The sequence below is a fragment of the Microbacterium aurugineum genome, from assembly GCF_023101205.1.
Lineage (GTDB): Bacteria > Actinomycetota > Actinomycetes > Actinomycetales > Microbacteriaceae > Microbacterium > Microbacterium aurugineum.
Genome location: NZ_CP078078.1, coordinates 1,430,836 through 1,449,418, shown reverse-complemented (window position 1 = coordinate 1,449,418; position 18,583 = coordinate 1,430,836). Strand labels below are relative to the sequence as shown.

Here is an 18,583-nt window from a genome sequence, read left to right as displayed (position 1 = left end):
CCCGCTCCCCTGTCGCCTCGGCGCGGGAGGTCACCAGCGCCCGAGGGTCACGGAGAGCACGGCGATCGCGGCCGGACCTGCCGTCGATGTGCGCAGCACCGTGTCGCCGAGACGTACGCGCTCGGCACCCGCCTCGGTAAGCCGGTCGAGTTCCTCGTCCGAGATCCCGCCTTCCGGCCCCACCACCAGCATCAGATCGCGGCCGTCTGCCTCGATCTCCGACAGGCGCACCGCCGCGGTGGGGTCGAGCACGAGGACACGCTGTGAGCTCGCACGTTCGGCGAGTTGTCTCGTCGACGCCGGGGCGACGACGTCCGGAAGCCACGAGCGGTGGGCCTGCTTGGCGGCTTCGCGGACGATGGTCGCCCACCGCTCGCGGCCCTTCACCGCCTTCGGCCCTTCCCAGCGGGAGACACTGCGCGCCGCCTGCCAGGGCACGATCTCGTCGACTCCGAGCTCGCAGGCCGCCTGCACGGCGAGCTCGTCCCGGTCGCCCTTCGCCAGCGCCTGGACGAGGGTGATCCGCGGAGACGGAGCCGGGTGCTCCGAGCGCCGGGCGATTCGCACCTCCACGCGTGTCGGGGACACCTCCTCCGCTGCACCGGTCAGCCACACTCCGGCTCCGTCACCGACGGTCACCTCTTCACCGACTCGAAGTCGACGGACGACGGCCGCGTGCTTCGCCTCGGCCCCGGTCAAGGAGACGACATCGCCGACAACCGCGTCCGAGGCCGACTCGACCAAGAAGTGCAGAGCCATGATCAGTGGCTGCGGAAACGATCGCGGAGCTTCGAGAAGAGGCCCTGCTGGAACTGCGCGAGCTGGGGGTCCGGGGCCTTGGTCTTCTTCGCGAAGTCCTCGATGAGAGCCCGCTGCGCCGAATCGAGTCTGGTCGGGGTGAGCACCTGGACGCCGACGCGCAGATCACCGCGCTGCGTGCCACGGAGCGGGGTGATGCCTCGCCCCTTGATGGTCAGCACGTCACCGGACTGCACGCCGGCCCGGATCTCGAGATCGACCTCACCATCCAGTCCCTGGATCGTGGTCTCGGTGCCGAGGATCGCGTCGGTCATCGACACTTCGAGCGTCGCGAGCAGGTCATCGCCGTCACGGCTGAACGCCGGGTGGGCGTTGACCGTCACCTCGACGTACAGATCTCCGTTCGGACCGCCCGCCTTGCCGACCTCCCCGGAACCGGGGAGCTGGAGGCGGAGTCCGGTCTCGACGCCGGCCGGGATGTCGAGGGAGACCGTCCGACGCGAGCGCACGCGTCCCTGCCCGCCGCAGGTGCCGCACGGATGCGGGATGGTGGTGCCGTACCCCTCGCAGGTGCCGCACGGCTGGGAGGTCACGACGTTGCCGAGGAGGCTCCGCACCTGTCGCTGCACGTGCCCCGAGCCACCGCAGATGTCGCACGTGACGGGCGAGGTGCCCTCCTGGCAGCAGGACCCCTGACAGGTCTCGCACAGCACGGCCGTATCGACCTCGATGTCGCGATGTGCACCGAACACCACATCGCCCAGGTCGAGGGACACCCGCACGAGTGCGTCCTGCCCGCGCTCCCGACGCGAACGCGGACGCGCGCCGCGCCCACCGCCCTGCGACGCGCCGAAGAACGTCTCGAAGATGTCCCCGAAGCCGCCGAAGCCGCCGAAGTTGCCGGCAGCGCCGTCCCCGCCGCCCATGTCGTAGCGGCGACGCGAGTCGTCATCGCTGAGGACGTCGTACGCGTGGGTGACGAGCTTGAAGCGCTCCGCTGCGTCCTCACCGGGATTCACATCCGGGTGCAGCTGTCGCGCAAGACGTCGATACGCCTTCTTGATCTCGTCGGTGGAAGCGTCCCGGGACACCCCGAGAACCTCATAGTGGTCCGCCACAATCGCCTTTCTGCGTGTGTTCTCTCGGCGGCCGCGTCAGCGGCCTGCCTCATCTTCGTCGAGCATCCGCGACAGGTAGCGGGCTACGGCCCGTGCTGCGGCGAGGTTGCTCGGGTAGTCCATGCGCGTCGGCCCCATGACGCCGACTCGCGCCGTACCGCTGGGGGCGGCGTAGTTGCTGGCGACGATCGATGCCTCACCGAGGCCGAACGGCGCGTTCTCCGTGCCGATGCTGGCCGCGAGTCCGTGCTCGTCGGTCACCATCTCGCTCATCAGCCGCAGCAGCGTCACCTGCTCCTCGATCGCTTCGAGAAGCGGATGGATGCTTCCACGGAAGTCCTGTTCTCGACGTGCGAGGGTGGCGGCACCCGCCATCACCAGACGCTCCTGCCGGAACCCGCCGAGTTCATCCATCACGACACCGGCGATCGAGCGCAGCACGCGGTCCTTGGCCACCTCATCCGCCGCGAGCAGCCCCTGAAGCCGGTCGGATGCCTCGCCGATGCCCTGCCCCGTGATCAGCGCGGACAGGCGCGCCCACAGCACCGCCATCTCGGCCTCGTCGATCGCCTCCGGCAACATGGCCACACGCTGCGACACTCCCCCGGCGTCGGTGACGAGGACGATCAGGAGCCGATTGGGCGCCAGCGCGACGAGCTCCACGTGCGTGACGTGTGCGCGGGCGAACGAGGGGTACTGCGCGAGTGCGACCTGGCCGGTGAGCTGGGTCAGCACCCGGACCGTGCGCACCATGAGGTCGTCGAGGTCGGCCGGCTCGCCGAGGAACGACTCGATGGCGGAGCGCTGCGCCGAGGAGAGCGGTCGCAGCTGCGCGAGATGATTCACGAAGACGCGATAGCCCTTGTCGGTGGGCACCCGCCCTGAAGACGTGTGCGGCGCCGTGATGAGTTCTTCGTCTTCGAGCAGCGCCATGTCGTTGCGGATGGTCGCCGCGGAAACGCCGAAGGAGTGGCGGTCCACGATGGAACGGCTGCCGACGGGTTCGTGGGTCTCGACGTAGTCCTGCACGATCGCGCGGAGAACCTGGAGTCCTCGCTCTGTGACCATCGCCTTCCCTTCCGCTGGCACTCGGACGTTCAGAGTGCCAATCCTACCCCGTTCAGCTCGGTGATCTCCGTACTGCAGACGCACAACCCTAGGATGACGCTCATGACCACCTCACCCCAGGCCACCCTGTCGTGCGGCATCGTCCGCGGCACCGAGGAGGGCGGGGTCGTCCGTTACCTCGGCATTCCCTATGCGCAGGCGCCGTTCGGGGCGAACCGATTCCGCGCCACCCAGCCGGTCGATGCCTGGTCCGGCGTCCGCGAGGCCACCCGCTTCGGCCCGACCTCACCGCAGGTGCCGTACGCGGGTCCGATCGGCGAGCTGCTGGGGTCGGTGATCCTCGACGGTGACGACATCCTGACCGCGAACGTGTGGGCTCCGACCGACGCGTCCGATGCCCCCGTGCTGCTGTGGATCCATGGCGGAGCGCTCGAGCGGGGCACTGCCGCGCTGCCGCTCTACGACGGGGCGGTGTTCGCCAGGGCGGGCATCGTCTTCGTCTCCATCAACTACCGTCTGGGTTCCGAGGGCTTCTCCGTCCTCGACGGCGCCCCCCGCAATCTCGGTCTGCGCGACGCTGCTGCGGCCGTGGAGTGGGTGCACCGCGAGATCTCGGCGTTCGGCGGGGATCCATCACACATCACGGCGATGGGGGAATCGGCGGGCGGCGCGATCGTGGCGGCCTTGCTCGCCCGAGACGACTCCCGCGCTCTCATCAGTCGCGCGATCATCGAGTCGGGCCCGCTCCAGGCGCAGACCCCGAAGAAGGCGGGACGTGTGACGGCGCAGCTCGCGAAGCGCCTCGGGGTCCACGCCGATCGGGACTCGTTCGCCGCGCTCTCGCCCGCGCAGCTCCTCGACGCGAGGAGAGAACAGTCCGCAGGCTCCTCCCCGCTCGGCGGCGCACCCGGCTTCCAGATCGCGATCGATCCGGACAGCCTTCCGCGGTCCCCTCACGAGGTCCTCGGCGAGATCGACACGCCACTGCTCATCGGCAGCAACACCGACGAGTACCGATTGTGGTTCCCGCCCGAGGCGCTCGCCGGCATCAGCGAGTTCAAGCTGCAGGCCGCACGTCTCCTCTCGCGCATCCCGCGCCGCTCGGTGTCCGAGTACCGGTCCGCATTCCCCGGAGCCAACACGGGAGAGGTTTTCGGGCAACTCGTCACCGACATGATGCTGCGCGCACCGCTGAGCCGTGTGGCATCCGCACGCCCCGAGAGCACGCACGTCTACGAATTCGCGTGGCCCAGTCCCGTTCGAGCCCTCCGAGCGGCGCATGCGCTCGAACTCGGCTTCGTGTTCGACCGGCTCGACGATGAGGAGGCGCGACGACTCGCCGGCACCGCGGCACCGGGCGCACTCGCGACCGAGATGAACACAGCGTGGGTCGGGTTCGTGAGCGGCGGAGATCCGGGCTGGCCCGTGTACGGCTCCGAGCGTCGGACGCGGGTGTTCGATACGGTCAGTGCGACGGTGCCGCAGCGCCGCACCGCGGGCATGGACCTGCTTCCGGGCTGACAGCGCTCCGGCGTCAGTCGGTCAGCGCACGTACCACGGCATCCGCGAGGAGCCGCCCTCGCAGAGTCAGCTGGATGCGCCCCCGGATCGCGGCCGCAGGGTCGACGAGGCCATCGGCGATGAGGCCCGCGACCCGGCTCCGGTTCCCGGCGGGCACCTCATCGACGGCGATCCCCTCGCGGATCCGGCTGAGCAGCAGGATCCGCTCCAGCGTGCGCGACTCCTCATCGGGGCGCTCGGTTCCCGCCGCCGGCGACTCGGATGCCGCGAGCCTCTGCGCGTAGGCGGCCGGGTGCTTCACGTTCCACCACCGCAGACCGGCCACGTGGCTGTGCGCACCGGGGCCGAACCCCCACCAGTCAGTCCCCCGCCAATAGGCAAGGTTGTGCCGCGAGCGTCGCTCCGGAGTGCGCGCAAAGTTGCTCACCTCGTACCAATCGAAACCCCCGGCCCCGAGGCGGGCATCGGCGAGCTCGTACATGTCGGCCTGCAGGTCATCGTCCGGCGTCGGGACCTCGCCCCGACGAATCTGGCGCGCGAGCTTGGTGCCGTCCTCGATGATGAGCGCGTACGCCGAGATGTGGTCGGGCTCGAGGGCGAGTGCCGCATCGAGAGAGGCCTCCCAATCCGCGAGCGACTCCCCCGGTGCGCCGTAGATCAGGTCGACGCTCACCGCCAGTCCGGCGTCCTTCGCCGCAGCCACCGCGGTGCGCACGTTCTCGGGGCGGTGCGTGCGATCGAGGGACGCGAGCACGTGGGGAACGGCGGACTGCATGCCCACCGACATCCGCGTGACGCCGGCGTCGGCGAGTGTGCGGGCGACCGCGGGGGTCACGGTGTCGGGGTTCGCCTCGACGGTCACCTCCGCCCCGTCTGCGAGGCCGAAGGCTCCGGTCGCCGCCTCGAGCATGCGGGCAAGGTCTCCCGCGGGGAGGAGTGTCGGAGTGCCACCCCCGAAGAAGACCGTGTCCATCGGACGCAGTGCCCCGGCATCAGCCAGCACCCGACGGGCGAGCGCGATCTCGGAGATCAACGTCGATGCGTAGTCTTCCTGCTTCGCCCCGCGCAGCTCGGTCGAGGTGTACGTGTTGAAGTCGCAGTAACCGCAGCGAACGGTGCAGAACGGAATGTGCAGGTAGGCGGAGAACGGGACGTTCGGGTCGATCACGAGGTCGGAGGGAAGATGCCCGTCCGTCGGCGCCGGATCTCCGAGAGGGAGCGGTCCCGCCATCAGACGGGGGTCGCGTAGAGCGGCGAGATCGCCCGCAGGTAGCGCGCGAACAGCTCGCGGCGACGACGCTTCATGAGAGCGGGAATCGTCCGGTAGATGAGGGCGTTCGGTGCGTCGAACGCTCGCACGGTGAACCACACCTCGTCGTTGTCCTCACGCCAGTCGACGTCGAACGACTCCTCACCGCTGACGACGGACCCGCCGACGGTGCCGAGGACGAATCCGATGCGCCGGGTCTCTTCCGTGACCGAGATCACGCGGAGCTCGGCGTCGGCGCGCATCCCCGCGACTCGTCCGCGCAGGTGCAACGTCATCCCTGCGCCGACGAACGGCATGCCCTCGGCGTCGTAGCGGGGCTCGACATCGCGCTTGCTCGGGGCGATCGGATTCCCCTCCGCGTCGAAGCTCACGCCCGCGTATGCGGGTCCGGGTGCCGGCCGCACGTCTTCGACCGAGAGCCCTGCAGCGCGCTGCGCCGTCCAGGACAGGAGAGCTTCCCCGGCGGTCTGGAACCGCTCGACGCCGCTGCCGATCCGCCAGGATTCCTCCGCCGGGATGCTGCGCTCCGGCGGGTAGTGCATCAGATCGGGCGCATGGGTCGCACCCACGGCCGCATAGTCCACCGTGTCGTCTCGGAAAGTCCCGCGCCGCATGACCTCCACCCTACTTCGCGTTGCCTGAGCGAACACCCCCACGCGCCGCACGAGGTCACATGCCGGCTCCGAACCGCTCAGCGCGGGCTCTCCGCCTCCGCTGCCCTGGCCGCCTCCTGGACGATCCGGACGTACTCGGCGTGGGTCGAGCGCTGCATCCTCCGCAGCGCAGGCGCGAGCATCCGCCAGAACCAGGTCGAAGGGCGCGAGACGGACCGGGCGGTGAACACGCCCCGCTCGTCGATCCGGAACGACTCCTCGCCGTAGATCGGATGCCCCGGACGGGTCTCGTAACCGAAACCACTCGCGTCGGCCCAGACGACGCGCACGGGCTCCGCGAAGCGGATGCCGAAGACACGCTTGGCGAGCACGCCCTCGAGTTCGGGCATCGGTGCACCCGCAGGTGCCTCGAAACCCGCGCGCCGCTTGAACTCCCACGTGCTCACCAGCGCCGCGACCGCGTCGCGTACCGCCGGTGCCACGGTGGTCGAGTTCTCCTCGCCGAGCATGCCCTCGGGCACAGCGACGAGCGGATGACGCGTCATCCCCCGCGGATACGCGGGCAGCGGCACGACTACTTCTTGTCCTTGCCTTCGACGTCTCCCGAGAGCGCGGCGATGAACGCCTCCTGGGGGACCTCGACGCGGCCGACCATCTTCATGCGCTTCTTGCCCTCCTTCTGCTTCTCGAGGAGCTTGCGCTTACGGGTGATGTCGCCGCCGTAGCACTTCGCCAGCACGTCCTTGCGGATCGCCCGGATGGTCTCACGGGCGATGATGCGCGCGCCGATCGCCGCCTGAATCGGGACCTCGAACTGCTGACGAGGGATGAGCTTGCGCAGGCGCTCGGCCATCATCGTGCCGTAGGCGTAGGCCTTGTCCCGGTGGACGATCGAGCTGAAGGCGTCGACCTTCTCGCCCTGGAGGAGGATGTCGACCTTGACGAGGTCGGCTTCCTGCTGTCCGGAGGGTTCGTAGTCGAGAGAGGCGTAGCCCTGCGTCTTGGACTTCAGCTGGTCGAAGAAGTCGAACACGATCTCACCGAGCGGCATGTTGTAGCGCAGCTCGACACGCTCCTCGGAGAAGTACTCCATTCCGAGCAGGGTGCCGCGGCGCGACTGGCACAGCTCCATCACGGTGCCGACGTAGTCCTTCGGCAGCAGGATCGCGGCCTTCACCATGGGCTCCGAGACCGATCCGATCCGCCCGTCCGGGTACTCGCTCGGGTTGGTCACGGTGACCGTCTCACCCGTGTCACTGGTGAGCACCTCGTAGATCACGCTGGGCGCGGTCGTGATGAGGTCGAGTCCGAACTCGCGGGCGAGGCGCTCCGTGACGATCTCCAGGTGGAGCAGACCGAGGAAACCACAGCGGAAACCGAAACCGAGCGCGACCGAGGTCTCGGGCTCGTACTGGAGCGAGGCGTCCGAGAGCTTGAGCTTGTCGAGGGCCTCGCGGAGCTCGGCGTAGTCACTGCCGTCGATCGGGTAGATACCGGAGAAGACCATCGGCTTCGGGTCGGTGTACCCCGGCAGAGGTTCCGATGCCGGCTTCCGAGACGTGGTGATCGTGTCTCCGACCTTCGACTGGCGAACGTCCTTCACACCCGTGATCAGGTAGCCCACCTCGCCGACGCCGAGCCCCTTGGTCGGGGTCGGCTCCGGGCTCGACACGCCGACCTCGAGCGCCTCATGGTTGGCCCCGGTCGACATCATCTGGATGCGCTCGCGCGGCGAGAGACTGCCGTCCACCATGCGCACATACGTGACGACACCGCGGTACGCGTCGTACACCGAGTCGAAGATCATCGCGCGGGCGGGGGCATCCGCGTCGCCGACCGGAGCCGGGATGTCCTGGACCAGCCGGTCGAGCAGTTCCTCGACGCCGACGCCGGTCTTGCCCGAGACGCGCAGCACATCCTCGGGCTTGCCTCCGATGAGCGAGGCCAGTTCCTTCGCGTACTTCTCGGGGTCGGCGGCCGGCAGGTCGATCTTGTTCAGCACCGGGATGATGTGGAGGTCGTTCTCCAGCGCGAGGTACAGGTTCGCGAGCGTCTGCGCCTCGATTCCCTGCGCCGCGTCGACGAGCAGGATGGCTCCCTCGCAGGCCGCGAGCGAACGCGAGACCTCGTAGGTGAAGTCCACGTGGCCGGGTGTGTCGATCATGTTCAGGGCTACGGTCTGACCGTCGAGCTCCCACGGCATCCGAACGGCCTGGCTCTTGATGGTGATCCCGCGCTCGCGCTCGATGTCCATGCGGTCGAGGTACTGGGCTCGCATGTCGCGGTCCGAGACGACGCCGGTGATCTGGAGCATCCGGTCGGCGAGCGTCGACTTGCCATGGTCGATGTGGGCGATGATGCAGAAATTGCGGATCTGCGCAGCCGGCGTCGAGGCAGGCTGGAGAGGTGTGAGAGCGCGTGGGGACATGTCCCCTCGATTCTACGGTGAGGGGGCGCTAATCCCCGATTCCCGCATTCCGGTGATAGTCTCCCGAAGTTGCCTGGGATATTCCGTGACACCGGATCCCGCAAGCGATAAGACTCCATCACAGACCCCGTGGCGGTTGTCGCATCGCAGAGTTCGGTGGATGGCGATTCCGTAATCCAACTGACTCAGCGTTGCGTCGGCTGATCCCGAGCGCGTCTGTAGAAGAGAAAGACTGACCCCTTGATCAAGTACCTCCTGCGCCGAACACTCGGCTGGCTGCTCATGATCGTGGTCGCGACGAACCTCACGTTCTTCCTCGCGTGGGGATTCCTCGACCCGCGCAGCAACTACGTGGGGCGACGACCACCCCTGACGCCGGAGCAGATCGACAACGTCCTGATCCCGCGCAACCTCAGCGACACCGTGCCGCTCATGGAGCGGTGGTGGAACTGGTTCAGCGGCATCCTGTTCCGCTGGGACTGGGGCACGAGCCCCACCGGGCAGTCGGTCAACGAGCAGGTCGCCTACCGCATGTGGGTCAGCGCGGAGCTCGTGCTCGGTGCGACGATCATCGCCGCCGTGCTCGGCATCTGGTTGGGTGTCTACACCGCGTCCCGCCAGTACAAGCTCGCCGACCGCATCGGCCAGGCGACCTCGATCATCACGATGAACATCAACATCATCGTCGCCGGCCTCGCGGTCGTGCTCCTCGCCATCGCCCTCAACGAGTGGACAGGGGTGCGGATCTTCTACGTCACCGGCTCCTCCAGCCCGGGCGTGACCGGCTTCTTCCCGACCATCATCGACGCGCTCCAGCACGTCACGCTGCCCACGATCGCGCTCGTGCTCGTCGGCTACGCCCAGTACCACTTCCTCCAGCGCTCGCTCCTGCTCGACAACATCAACGCGGACTACGTGCGCACCGCTCGCGCCAAGGGACTGACCAAAGCGCAGGCGGTCCGCAAACACGCCCTCCGCACGTCGCTCATCCCGGTCGCGACGCAGGTCGCCTTCACGATCCCGACGATCTTCACCGGCGCGATCCTGACCGAGTCGATCTTCGCCTGGCAGGGCATGGGCCGCTACTTCCTCGACACCATCAACCAGAACGACATCAACGGCGTGGTGGCGGTCGCCGCGTTCGGCGCCGTGCTGACGGCGATCGGCGCTGTCCTCGCGGACGTCGTCGTCGTCGTCCTCGACCCGCGAGTGAGGGTGAGCTGATATGACCACCGAAATGATCGATCCGCTGGTCGAGCCGTCCACCGAGGCAGCTCCCCGCAAGTCCCTCTCGAAGTGGACGCTCTACACACGCCGTTACATGCGCAACAAGCCGGCCGTCGGCGGCATCGTCGTCCTGCTCGCCCTGATCCTGTTCGCGACCCTCGGCCCGGTGCTGTCTCCGTACGCCGTCAATGACATGGACTTCCTCGCACTGAGCACGCCGCCCTCGGCAGCGCACTGGTTCGGCACGAACGGCGCCGGAAACGACACCTACACCCAGACCGCGGTCGGCTTGCAGCGCTCGCTCATGATCGCGATCACGGTGTCGGTCGGAACCACCATCCTGTCGGCCCTCGTCGGCACGGCCGCCGCCTATTTCCGCGGCTGGTTCGAACGCATCGCGCTGCTGGTCATCCACTTCATGATGGTTGTCCCCACCTTCCTGATGCTGTCCGTCATCTCGAACGACTCGGGAGGCGTCTGGTGGGTCATCGCCCTCGTGATGATCTTCGTGAGCTGGTTCTTCCCCGCGCGCATCATCTGGACCATGGCACTGTCGCTTCGCGAGCGGGAGTACGTGCAGGCGGCGCGCTACATGGGCGTCCGCGGCACACGCATCGTGCTGCGACACCTGGTCCCCAACATCGGATCTCTGCTGGTCATCAACTTCACGCTCGGTATCGTCGCGGCCGTGACGACGGAGACCGGCCTGTCGTTCATCGGCTTCGGTGTGAAGATCCCCGACGTCTCCCTCGGATCACTCATCGGAGAGGGCAGCACGTCGATCACGAGCTCTCCGTGGCTCTTCTACTTCCCGGCGTTGACGCTCACGCTGCTGACCGTGTCGATGGCGTTGATCGCCGACGGCCTGCGTGACGCCCTCGACCCCACCTCGGCTGCAGGAGGCCGCGCATGAGCCCCGTACTGTCCGTCCGCGACCTCACCGTCAGCTTCGCCTCCGAAGCCGGCCGTGTCGACGCCGTGCGCGGCGTCTCCTTCGACCTGGAGGCCGGCAAGACCCTCGGCATCGTCGGTGAGTCCGGCTCCGGGAAGTCCGTCACCTCACTGGCCGTCATGGGCCTGCTCGACGAGAACGCGAAGATCTCCGGCTCGATCTTGTTCGACGGGCAGGAGCTTCTCGGAAAGACCGACGCGCAGCTCTCCCGGATCCGTGGCAACGGCATCTCGATGGTGTTCCAGGACCCGCTGACCTCGCTGACGCCCGTGTACACGATCGGCACCCAGTTGATCGAGGCGCTCACGGTGCACCGCAACCTCAGCGTCAAGGAGGCGAACGCCCGGGCGATCGATCTGCTCAAGCTCGTGGGCATCCCCGAGCCCGAGAAGCGGATGAAGGCGTTCCCCCACGAGTTCTCCGGAGGAATGCGTCAGCGCGTGGTGATCGCGATCGCGATGGCGAACGACCCGAAGCTGATCATCGCCGACGAGCCGACGACGGCGCTCGACGTCACGATCCAGGCGCAGATCCTCGACCTGATCGAGAAGGCGCAGGCCGAGACCGGCGCCGCTGTCATGATGATCACGCATGACATGGGCGTGGTGGCCCGCACCGCGGACGACGTCATGGTGATGTACGCCGGCAAGCCCGTGGAGCAGGCGCCCGTGCGCGAGCTGTTCCACCAGACGAGGATGCCCTACTCCATCGGCCTCCTCGGCGCGATCCCCCGCGTGGACAAGGCCGAGAAGGAACCGCTGACCCCGATCAAGGGCAACCCGCCCCTCCTGATCAACCTCCCCGACGCTTGCCCGTTCGCCGACCGCTGCCCGATCGTGATGGATGCGTGCCGGACGCGTGAACCGGAACTCCTCCCCGTCCTGACCAGCGGTGGCGAGGCACATCGCGCCGCCTGCATCCGTTCGAATGAGATCGAGGACGGCGGCTTGCTCGGCGGACTGCCGGTGTATCCGGTCAGGGAGGCGCCGGAGAGCGAACTCACCCGCCTGCCCCGCGAGGAGCGTCCCATCACGCTCGAGGTGAAGAACCTCACCAAGACCTTCCCGCTCCTCAAGGGCGCCTTCCTCAAGCGCAAGGTCGGCGAGGTGCATGCCGTCAAGGGCATCAGCTTCGACGTCCGCGAAGGCGAGACCATGGCGATCGTGGGCGAGTCCGGGAGCGGGAAGACCACGACGCTGCTGCAGATCATGGACATGGTCAAGCAGACCGAGGGTGACATCGTCATCGCCGGGACGAGTGTCAACGACATCCGCAGTCGCAAGGTGGAGCGGGAGTTGCGGCGCGACATCCAGATCGTGTTCCAGGACCCGATGGGTGCGCTCGACCCGCGCATGACGGTCGCGGACATCATCTCCGAGCCGCTGACGGCCATCGGCACCCCGAAGGCGGAGGTGAACCGACGCGTCGGTGAGTTGATGGACCTCGTGGGCCTCAACCCGGCGCATCGCGATCGGTTCCCGCAGGCGTTCTCCGGCGGGCAGAGGCAGCGCATCGGCATCGCCCGTGCACTGTCGACGAACCCCAAGATCGTGGTGCTCGACGAGCCGGTGTCAGCGCTCGACGTGTCGATTCAGGCGGGCGTCATCAACCTCCTGGACGACCTCAAGGTCAAGCTCGGCCTGTCGTACCTCTTCGTGGCTCACGACCTCTCCGTGGTGCGTCACATCGCGGATCGCGTCGCCGTCATGTACCTGGGCGACTTCGTGGAGCACGGCGACGTGGACGATGTCTTCGACAATCCCCGGCATCCGTACACCAAGGCGCTGCTGTCGGCGATCCCGGTCCCCGACCCCGACATCGAGCGGACGCGGCAGCGGATCGTCTTCGATCCAGAGACCACCTCGGGCCTGTCGAACGTCTCCTGACCGGAGACGGATCACCGTCCGATAACGGTTAGGCGGCATTCACTTGGCTCGGCCGCATTCGTGTACCGGGCGAACTATTCTCCCCTTATGACACGCCGAAAGGCGAAAGGAGCACCATGAAGCAGTACAAGCTGATGGGAGCGCTGGCACTCACCGGCGCTTTCGCACTCGCGCTCAGCGGGTGCGCTGCCGGCAACAGCGGCAGTGGCGACAATGGCGACAACGGCGAGAAGACCGACGTCGAGATGGCGGACTACAACCCGCAGCCTCGCGAGAACCTCCAGGAGGGTGGCGAGGTCAACTTCGCGATCCGTGAGGTGCCGCCGCAGCTGAACGCCTTCAACAGTGACGGCAGCGCCGACACCGCACGCATCGCCGCGTGGTACACGCCGCAGCTGATCCTGATGGAGCCGGACGGCACGCAGTACAAGAACGACAACTACCTCGACGAGTGGAAGAACGAAGTCAAGGATGGCAAGACGGTCCTGACCTTCACGTTCACCGACGAGGCCCACTGGAACGATGGCACGGACATGGACTGGACCGCCATCGACGCCACGTGGAAGGCCAACCGCTCCTACGACGAGGGCTTCAACCCGAACGCCACCGACGGCTACAAGGACATCGAGTCCGTCGAGCAGGGCGACACCGCCAAGACGGCGATCGTCACCTTCAAGGGCGAGTTCGCCTGGCCGCAGATGCCCTTCAACGGTGGCGTCATCCACCCGGCACTCGCAGACCCGGACACCTTCAACGAAGCGATGATCGAGAACCCGCACCCTGAGTGGGGCGCCGGTCCCTACACGGTCGACGAGTATGACGCGACCAAGGGCTACATCTCGTTCAAGCCGAACCCCGAGTGGTGGGGCGACGCTCCGCTGCTCGACAAGGTCACCATGACGGGTATGGACGGCCAGGCCGGCGTCAACGCCTTCAAGAACGGCGAGGTCGACATGGTGGAGACGGGCTCCCAGGAGCTCATCGACCAGGTCAAGGACGTCGACGGCGCCAAGGTCTACCGCGCGCAGCAGACGGCCAACACGATCCTGCAGGTCGACTCCTCCAAGCCGCAGTTCGAGGACGTCAAGGTCCGCGAGGCGTTCTTCAAGGCCATCAACATCGACCAGCAGAAGCAGATCGCGTGGAACGGCCTCGGCTATGAAGAGGACCCGGCCGGCTCGCTGACCCTGTTCTCGTTCCAGCCCGGCTACACCGACTCGATGAAGGCCGCAGGCTGGGAGTTCGATGTCGAGGGCGCCAAGAAGCTGCTCGACGAAGCCGGCTGGACCGAGGGTTCGGACGGCATCCGTGAGAAGGACGGCGTGAAGCTCTCGGTGGTCTACCCCATCTGGAACGACACGGCCACCTCGAAGGCTCTCGCACAGTCGCTGCAGGCGCAGGAGAAGGAGGTCGGCATCGACGTCCAGGTCGAGGTCCGTCCCGCCAGCCAGTTCTCCTCGGACTACACCTCGAAGAACTGGGACGTCTCCGGTCTCCGCTTCACCTCGTCCGACCCGTTCGGTGCCGCCTGGTTCTGCCAGCTGTACTGCTCGGACTCGGGTCTCAACCTGTCGGGTGTCGGTGACGCCGAACTCGACGCCGAGATCAAGGACAAGGTCGAGTCGCAGTCCGACCCCGAGGCGCAGACCGCTGCCGCGATGGAGCTCGAGCCCGAGATCTACAAGCGCTGGGGCCTGATCCCGCTGTACAACGGCCCACAGATCTACACGGTCCAGGAAGGCCTCGCCAACCTGACGCCGGAGCCCTACGTGGGTCTCGACCTGTTCGGCATCCAGCCCGTCGAGAACGTCGGCTGGGAGAAGTAGCACCCTCGGACGTTCGCGTCGAAGCGGGGCCGGTGGTTCATCCACCGGCCCCGCTTTCCTTATGCTGTTCGCGTGAGCACCCAGATCGTCTTCGTGCACGGCATCCGCACGTCCGCGACGATGTGGCGCGGACAGACCACGTATCTCGACGAGCAGGGGTATGCGTCGACCGCGGTCGATCTCCCCGGGCACGGGAGCCGCATGGACGAGGACTTCACGCTGCACGAGGCGCTCCACACGATCGATGCCGCCGTACGTGCGGCAGCGGAGAAGGGCCCCGTCGTGCTCGTGGGGCATTCGATGGGTGGGCTGCTGTGTCTCGCCTACGTCGGCGGGGCACAGCGACCGCCGGTGGCCGCGCTCGTCGCGGCGTCGTGCACCTCGCTCCCCCATGGCGCGGGACTTCGCGCCTATCGCCTCTTCGCCCGGGCGGTCGACTCGCTCCCCGATCGCGGTATGTGGCTGACCGGTCGCGTCCTCGAGGCCACCATCCCCACGGAGACCAGATACGACTTCGCCGCCGGTGGATATGCGCTGGACATGCAGGACACGGCGCTGCGCAGCCTCGCCGCGCTGGACATCGCCGCCGCGGTCCCCCGGATCGCGGTCCCGCTCTGGTTCGTGAACGGGCAGTACGACCAGCTGCGTCTGAACGAGTCCTTGTTCCGACGTCTCGCGCCCCATGCGGAGCTCCTCATCGTGCCCCGCACGACGCACCTGGTCACGGCGATGCGGCCACGGGTCTTCAATGCCGTGCTGCAGCTGGCCATCGCGACGGTGGAAGAGGAGCAGCCCGGCTCATGAGCGCGACGGCTTGCGCGCGAACGCGGTGAGCAGTCCTCCCACCAGCGACAGCACGGCAGCAGCGACGAAGACGAGCCAGAAGCCGCCGACGAGAGCGACCAGTGCCGCACCGAGCACCGGTCCGATCAGCTGTCCCAGGGCTGCGGTGACGTTGACGATCCCGAGGTCCCTGGCGTGATCCTGTGCGTCAGGGAGCAGGTCGGCCGCGAACGCGAGACCGACCGTCGAGAAGGCTCCGTACCCCAATCCCATGAGAGCCGCGGCCACCATGGTCATCTCGAACGTGGGCACCAGGGCGATCGCCACGCCCGAGGCCGCCTGGACGACGGTTGCGGCGACGGTGAGCGTGCGCCTGTTCCCTGTCCGGTCCGACACGATGCCGGTGACCACGGAAGCGAGCACGACGAACACGGTGTACACCACGATCAGCAGCAGGAGATTGTCCTGAGCGGCAGCGGTCGGCTGACCGAGACCATGCAAGAGGAAGAAGAGGAACAGCGCGGTGCCGAGAGCATTGCCGACGTTCGTCACGAGGCGTCCCGAGAGCATCCAAGCGAAGTCGCGGTCGCGGAGGGAGGCGAGCGGTCGGCGTCCGCCAGGTTTCGGCCGCAGCGCCTCGGTACTCGGCGGGTCGGGCAGCAGCAGGGCCGCACCGGTGCCGACGACGGCGATCACCGCGGCGAGCAGCAGATAGCCGGCGCGGACGTCGAGCCCGAGCAGTACCACCAGTCCGACACCGAGCACGATGCCCACCGCCTGACTCGATCCCACCGCTGCGGACGCCGCGCCGCGCTGCGTCGAGGGCAGCTGGTCGGCGATGAGCGCCGTGAAAGCTGCGGAGGAGACGGCGACGCCGATCGACACACCGACCCAGCCCGCGCCCACGGCCCAGGGTCCCTCGGCGAAACCGGTGAGGATGAGACACACGGCGGTGAGCAGAACGCCCCCGAGGGCCCAGGGGCGTCGGCGGTGGCGTCCCGCGGCCGCACGATCGGAGAGCGCCCCGGCGGCGGGACCCGCGACGATACCGGCGAGCCCCCCGATCCCGAGGACGAGCCCCGAAGACACGACCCCGCGGATCCAGTCGTCTTCGGGAGTGTCGAGCTGCAGAGGAAGCAGCAGTTGCACGGGAGTGAGCTGCACCGTCCAGATCGCGAGCCACGCCAGCGTGAACACCGACATCCATCGTGCGCCCGCTTTGACCGTGCGGGTGCCGGAGACGCCGGTCACCGCGCCTCCTCCGCGGCGACGGATGCCGCCCGCGACCGCGCGATGAGGTCGCGATACCACTCGTACGACGCTTTGGGTGTGCGCTCGCCCGTCTCGAAGTCCACGTGCACCAATCCGAACCGTTGGGTGTACCCGTCGGCCCACTCCCAGTTGTCCAGGAGCGACCACACCGTGTACTCCTCGACGGGCACCCCGGCGTCGATCGCCTCGCCGACCGCCGCGATGTGACCTGAGAGATAGTCGATGCGATCGGTGTCGTCCACGAGCGCAGCCCGCTCGGGCTCAGGGAAGGACGCCCCGTTCTCTCCGATGATCACGGGCGGGAGATGCGGATGCCGCGTGTGCAGGTCGATCAGCAGATCGCGCAGGGCACCGGGCATGATGGGCCACTCGGGTCCGAAGCCGGTGACGGGGACGCCGGGGGTCGGCACGATGTCGAACGGTATCGGGCTTCCCTCCGCCGCAGCGGTGACCGTCGTGGGGTTGTAGAAGTTGATGCCGTAGAAGTCGATCGACCGTGCGATCTCCTCCAGATCCCCGTCGCGCACGGGCAGCGGTGGCAGCCCGAGTGCCTCGAGATCCGGATAGTGGCCGGCGAGGAGCGGTTCGCTGAAAACGCGGTTGTGGATCACGTCGTACACGGCGGCGGCCTGGTGGTCCTCGGCGGTGTCGCGGAGCGGGAGGACCCAGGTGTGATTGTTCACGAGGCCGACGGAGGCGGCTCCGTGACCGTGCAGCACCGTAGCCGCACGGGCGTGCGCGAGGAGCTGATAGTGGGCGGTGGGCAGGGCGCCGAAGAGCAGTTCCTTCCCGGGAGCGAGCGCGCCGACCGCATACCCCTGCAACGTCGTCATCGCCGGCTCGTTGAGCGTGTACCACTGCTCGACGCGATCGCCGAGACGGGCGGCGACGATGGTCGCGTAGTCGGCGAAGCGCTCGGCCGTGTCGCGCTGGAGCCAGCCACCGTCGGCCTCGACCTCGCTGGGCATCTCCCAGTGGAACAGGGTCGGGAACGGTGCGACCCCGGCCTCGAGCAAGCGGTCGACCAGCCGGGAGTAATGGTCGAGCGCCGCGCGGTCCCCCGAGCCCCGACCTCCGGGTTGCACGCGTGCCCACGGGATGGAGAACCGGTAACGGTCGAGGCCCAGCCCCGCGGCGAGGGCCACGTCGGACTCCGGTCGTCGGTAGCTGTCACATGCAGGGTCCGCCGTCGACCCGTCGATGATCGCGCCCGGCCGTTCGAGGAAGTCGTCCCAGATGGAGCGCCCGGTCGACCCCGTGGGACGGGCCCCCTCGATCTGGAAGGCCGAGGTCGCTGCGGACCAACGGAGCCCGACGGGCACAGACGGACGATCACGTGCAGGGATCATGGGGCTCCTTGACATCGATGTCGGGACAGTGATGATTCTGCACCCGGTACCATCGATTGCGCGACCGAGTTTCGCATTCTGCTCGCCGTTTCGCGCGAGCGCCCCGTCTGCTGGTAGACTCGACTCTTGGCTTGCGTGTGGGTTCTTCCCTCACGACCGCTGTGCAGCAGCCCTCTTCTGCTGCCGGCATTCCGAACACTCCTGTACAGAAAGCGTCCACACGTGGCAAACATCAAGTCGCAGATCAAGCGCAACAAGACCAACGCGAAGGCACACGAGCGCAACAAGGCCGTGAAGAGCGAGCTCAAGACCCTCATCCGCTCCACCCGCACGGCAGTCACCGCCGGCGACAAGGCAGCAGCCGAGGCCGGCCTGAAGAAGGCTTCCGTCAAGCTCGACAAGGCCGTCAGCAAGGGTGTCCTGCACAAGAACCAGGCGTCGAACCGCAAGTCGTCGCTCGCCAAGCAGGTCGCTTCCCTCTGAGCCGAAGCTTCTCAGGAAGGCCCGTCC

16 protein-coding genes are annotated in these 18,583 nt (G+C 67.7%); 7 read left to right on the top strand and 9 right to left on the bottom strand.

From position 1 onward, the window contains the following. Positions 1 to 30 precede the first annotated feature (30 nt). From KV397_RS07025 to hrcA, 3 genes are read right to left on the bottom strand one after another with little or no spacing between them, the layout of a single operon-like run. Complete coding sequence (locus tag KV397_RS07025) at positions 31 to 759, bottom strand: 16S rRNA (uracil(1498)-N(3))-methyltransferase (RefSeq protein ID WP_261812516.1); 729 nt, start codon at positions 757 to 759, stop codon at positions 31 to 33. A 2-nt stretch (positions 760 to 761) separates the two neighbouring features. Then, a complete protein-coding gene (dnaJ, locus tag KV397_RS07020; protein WP_131491196.1) occupies positions 762 to 1,877 on the bottom strand; it encodes a molecular chaperone DnaJ in 1,116 nt (371 codons plus the stop codon). 36 nt (positions 1,878 to 1,913) lie between these two features. After that, positions 1,914 to 2,945 (bottom strand): heat-inducible transcriptional repressor HrcA, encoded by a 1,032-nt coding sequence (gene hrcA / locus KV397_RS07015; protein ID WP_261812515.1) that lies wholly within the window; start codon positions 2,943 to 2,945, stop codon positions 1,914 to 1,916. 102 nt (positions 2,946 to 3,047) lie between these two features. Here hrcA and KV397_RS07010 point away from each other — a divergent pair, with 102 nt between their 5' ends. Then, on the top strand, positions 3,048 to 4,466 hold the full coding sequence (locus KV397_RS07010) for a carboxylesterase/lipase family protein (protein WP_261812514.1): 1,419 nt from the start codon (positions 3,048 to 3,050) through the stop codon (positions 4,464 to 4,466). A gap of 13 nt (positions 4,467 to 4,479) precedes the next feature. Here the strand turns inward: KV397_RS07010 and hemW are convergent, their stop codons facing one another. The 4 genes from hemW to lepA form a co-directional block, all read right to left on the bottom strand. Then, entirely contained in the window at positions 4,480 to 5,697 is a 1,218-nt protein-coding gene (hemW, locus tag KV397_RS07005) for a radical SAM family heme chaperone HemW (RefSeq protein WP_261812513.1), read from the bottom strand. Then, the gene (locus tag KV397_RS07000) at positions 5,697 to 6,350 is read right to left on the bottom strand and encodes a DUF1990 family protein (protein ID WP_047519935.1); all 654 of its coding nucleotides are present in this window, start codon (positions 6,348 to 6,350) and stop codon (positions 5,697 to 5,699) included. The genes hemW and KV397_RS07000 overlap by 1 nt, the downstream gene beginning before the upstream one ends. 77 nt (positions 6,351 to 6,427) lie before the next feature. Further along, positions 6,428 to 6,922, bottom strand: a complete 495-nt coding sequence (locus tag KV397_RS06995; RefSeq protein WP_261812512.1) for a DUF1990 domain-containing protein — start codon at positions 6,920 to 6,922, stop codon at positions 6,428 to 6,430. Positions 6,923 to 6,924: 2 nt separating this feature from the next. Continuing rightward, positions 6,925 to 8,778, bottom strand: coding sequence for a translation elongation factor 4 (lepA, locus tag KV397_RS06990; protein ID WP_047519933.1), 1,854 nt, complete (start codon positions 8,776 to 8,778; stop codon positions 6,925 to 6,927). A 240-nt stretch (positions 8,779 to 9,018) separates the two neighbouring features. Between lepA and KV397_RS06985 the strand changes: the two genes are divergently transcribed. The 5 genes from KV397_RS06985 (at position 9,019) to KV397_RS06965 (ending at position 15,473) form a co-directional block, all read left to right on the top strand. Further along, positions 9,019 to 10,002, top strand: coding sequence for an ABC transporter permease (locus tag KV397_RS06985; RefSeq protein ID WP_047519931.1), 984 nt, complete (start codon positions 9,019 to 9,021; stop codon positions 10,000 to 10,002). 1 nt (position 10,003) lies between these two features. Then, positions 10,004 to 10,918 carry an ABC transporter permease gene (locus tag KV397_RS06980; RefSeq protein WP_047519929.1) on the top strand — a complete coding sequence of 305 codons (915 nt, stop codon included), beginning with the start codon at positions 10,004 to 10,006 and terminating at the stop codon, positions 10,916 to 10,918. Continuing rightward, complete coding sequence (locus tag KV397_RS06975; RefSeq protein WP_047519927.1) at positions 10,915 to 12,843, top strand: ABC transporter ATP-binding protein; 1,929 nt, start codon at positions 10,915 to 10,917, stop codon at positions 12,841 to 12,843. The genes KV397_RS06980 and KV397_RS06975 overlap by 4 nt, the downstream gene beginning before the upstream one ends. A 116-nt stretch (positions 12,844 to 12,959) precedes the next feature. Continuing rightward, a complete protein-coding gene (locus tag KV397_RS06970; protein WP_047519925.1) occupies positions 12,960 to 14,669 on the top strand; it encodes an ABC transporter family substrate-binding protein in 1,710 nt (569 codons plus the stop codon). A 72-nt stretch (positions 14,670 to 14,741) separates the two neighbouring features. Beyond that, on the top strand, positions 14,742 to 15,473 hold the full coding sequence (locus KV397_RS06965) for an alpha/beta fold hydrolase (RefSeq protein WP_261812511.1): 732 nt from the start codon (positions 14,742 to 14,744) through the stop codon (positions 15,471 to 15,473). Here the strand turns inward: KV397_RS06965 and KV397_RS06960 are convergent. Both KV397_RS06960 and KV397_RS06955 read right to left on the bottom strand, forming a co-directional pair. Next, positions 15,468 to 16,703, bottom strand: coding sequence for an MFS transporter (locus tag KV397_RS06960; protein ID WP_261812510.1), 1,236 nt, complete (start codon positions 16,701 to 16,703; stop codon positions 15,468 to 15,470). The genes KV397_RS06965 and KV397_RS06960 overlap by 6 nt on opposite strands. Next, a complete protein-coding gene (locus KV397_RS06955) occupies positions 16,700 to 18,073 on the bottom strand; it encodes a glycoside hydrolase family 1 protein (protein WP_261812509.1) in 1,374 nt (457 codons plus the stop codon). The genes KV397_RS06960 and KV397_RS06955 overlap by 4 nt, the downstream gene beginning before the upstream one ends. A gap of 222 nt (positions 18,074 to 18,295) precedes the next feature. Between KV397_RS06955 and rpsT the strand changes: the two genes are divergently transcribed. Next, entirely contained in the window at positions 18,296 to 18,556 is a 261-nt protein-coding gene (rpsT, locus tag KV397_RS06950; RefSeq protein ID WP_047519918.1) for a 30S ribosomal protein S20, read from the top strand. Positions 18,557 to 18,583 lie beyond the last annotated feature (27 nt).

Coding starts and splice junctions, on each gene's coding strand:
- KV397_RS07025 (WP_261812516.1), bottom strand. CDS start 759: ATGGCTCTGCACTTCTTGGTCGAGTCGGCCTCGGACGCGGTTGTCGGC.
- hrcA (WP_261812515.1), bottom strand. CDS start 2,945: ATGGTCACAGAGCGAGGACTCCAGGTTCTCCGCGCGATCGTGCAGGAC.
- KV397_RS07010 (WP_261812514.1), top strand. CDS start 3,048: ATGACCACCTCACCCCAGGCCACCCTGTCGTGCGGCATCGTCCGCGGC.
- hemW (WP_261812513.1), bottom strand. CDS start 5,697: ATGGCGGGACCGCTCCCTCTCGGAGATCCGGCGCCGACGGACGGGCAT.
- KV397_RS07000 (WP_047519935.1), bottom strand. CDS start 6,350: ATGCGGCGCGGGACTTTCCGAGACGACACGGTGGACTATGCGGCCGTG.
- lepA (WP_047519933.1), bottom strand. CDS start 8,778: ATGTCCCCACGCGCTCTCACACCTCTCCAGCCTGCCTCGACGCCGGCT.
- KV397_RS06980 (WP_047519929.1), top strand. CDS start 10,004: ATGACCACCGAAATGATCGATCCGCTGGTCGAGCCGTCCACCGAGGCA.
- KV397_RS06975 (WP_047519927.1), top strand. CDS start 10,915: ATGAGCCCCGTACTGTCCGTCCGCGACCTCACCGTCAGCTTCGCCTCC.
- KV397_RS06970 (WP_047519925.1), top strand. CDS start 12,960: ATGAAGCAGTACAAGCTGATGGGAGCGCTGGCACTCACCGGCGCTTTC.
- KV397_RS06955 (WP_261812509.1), bottom strand. CDS start 18,073: ATGATCCCTGCACGTGATCGTCCGTCTGTGCCCGTCGGGCTCCGTTGG.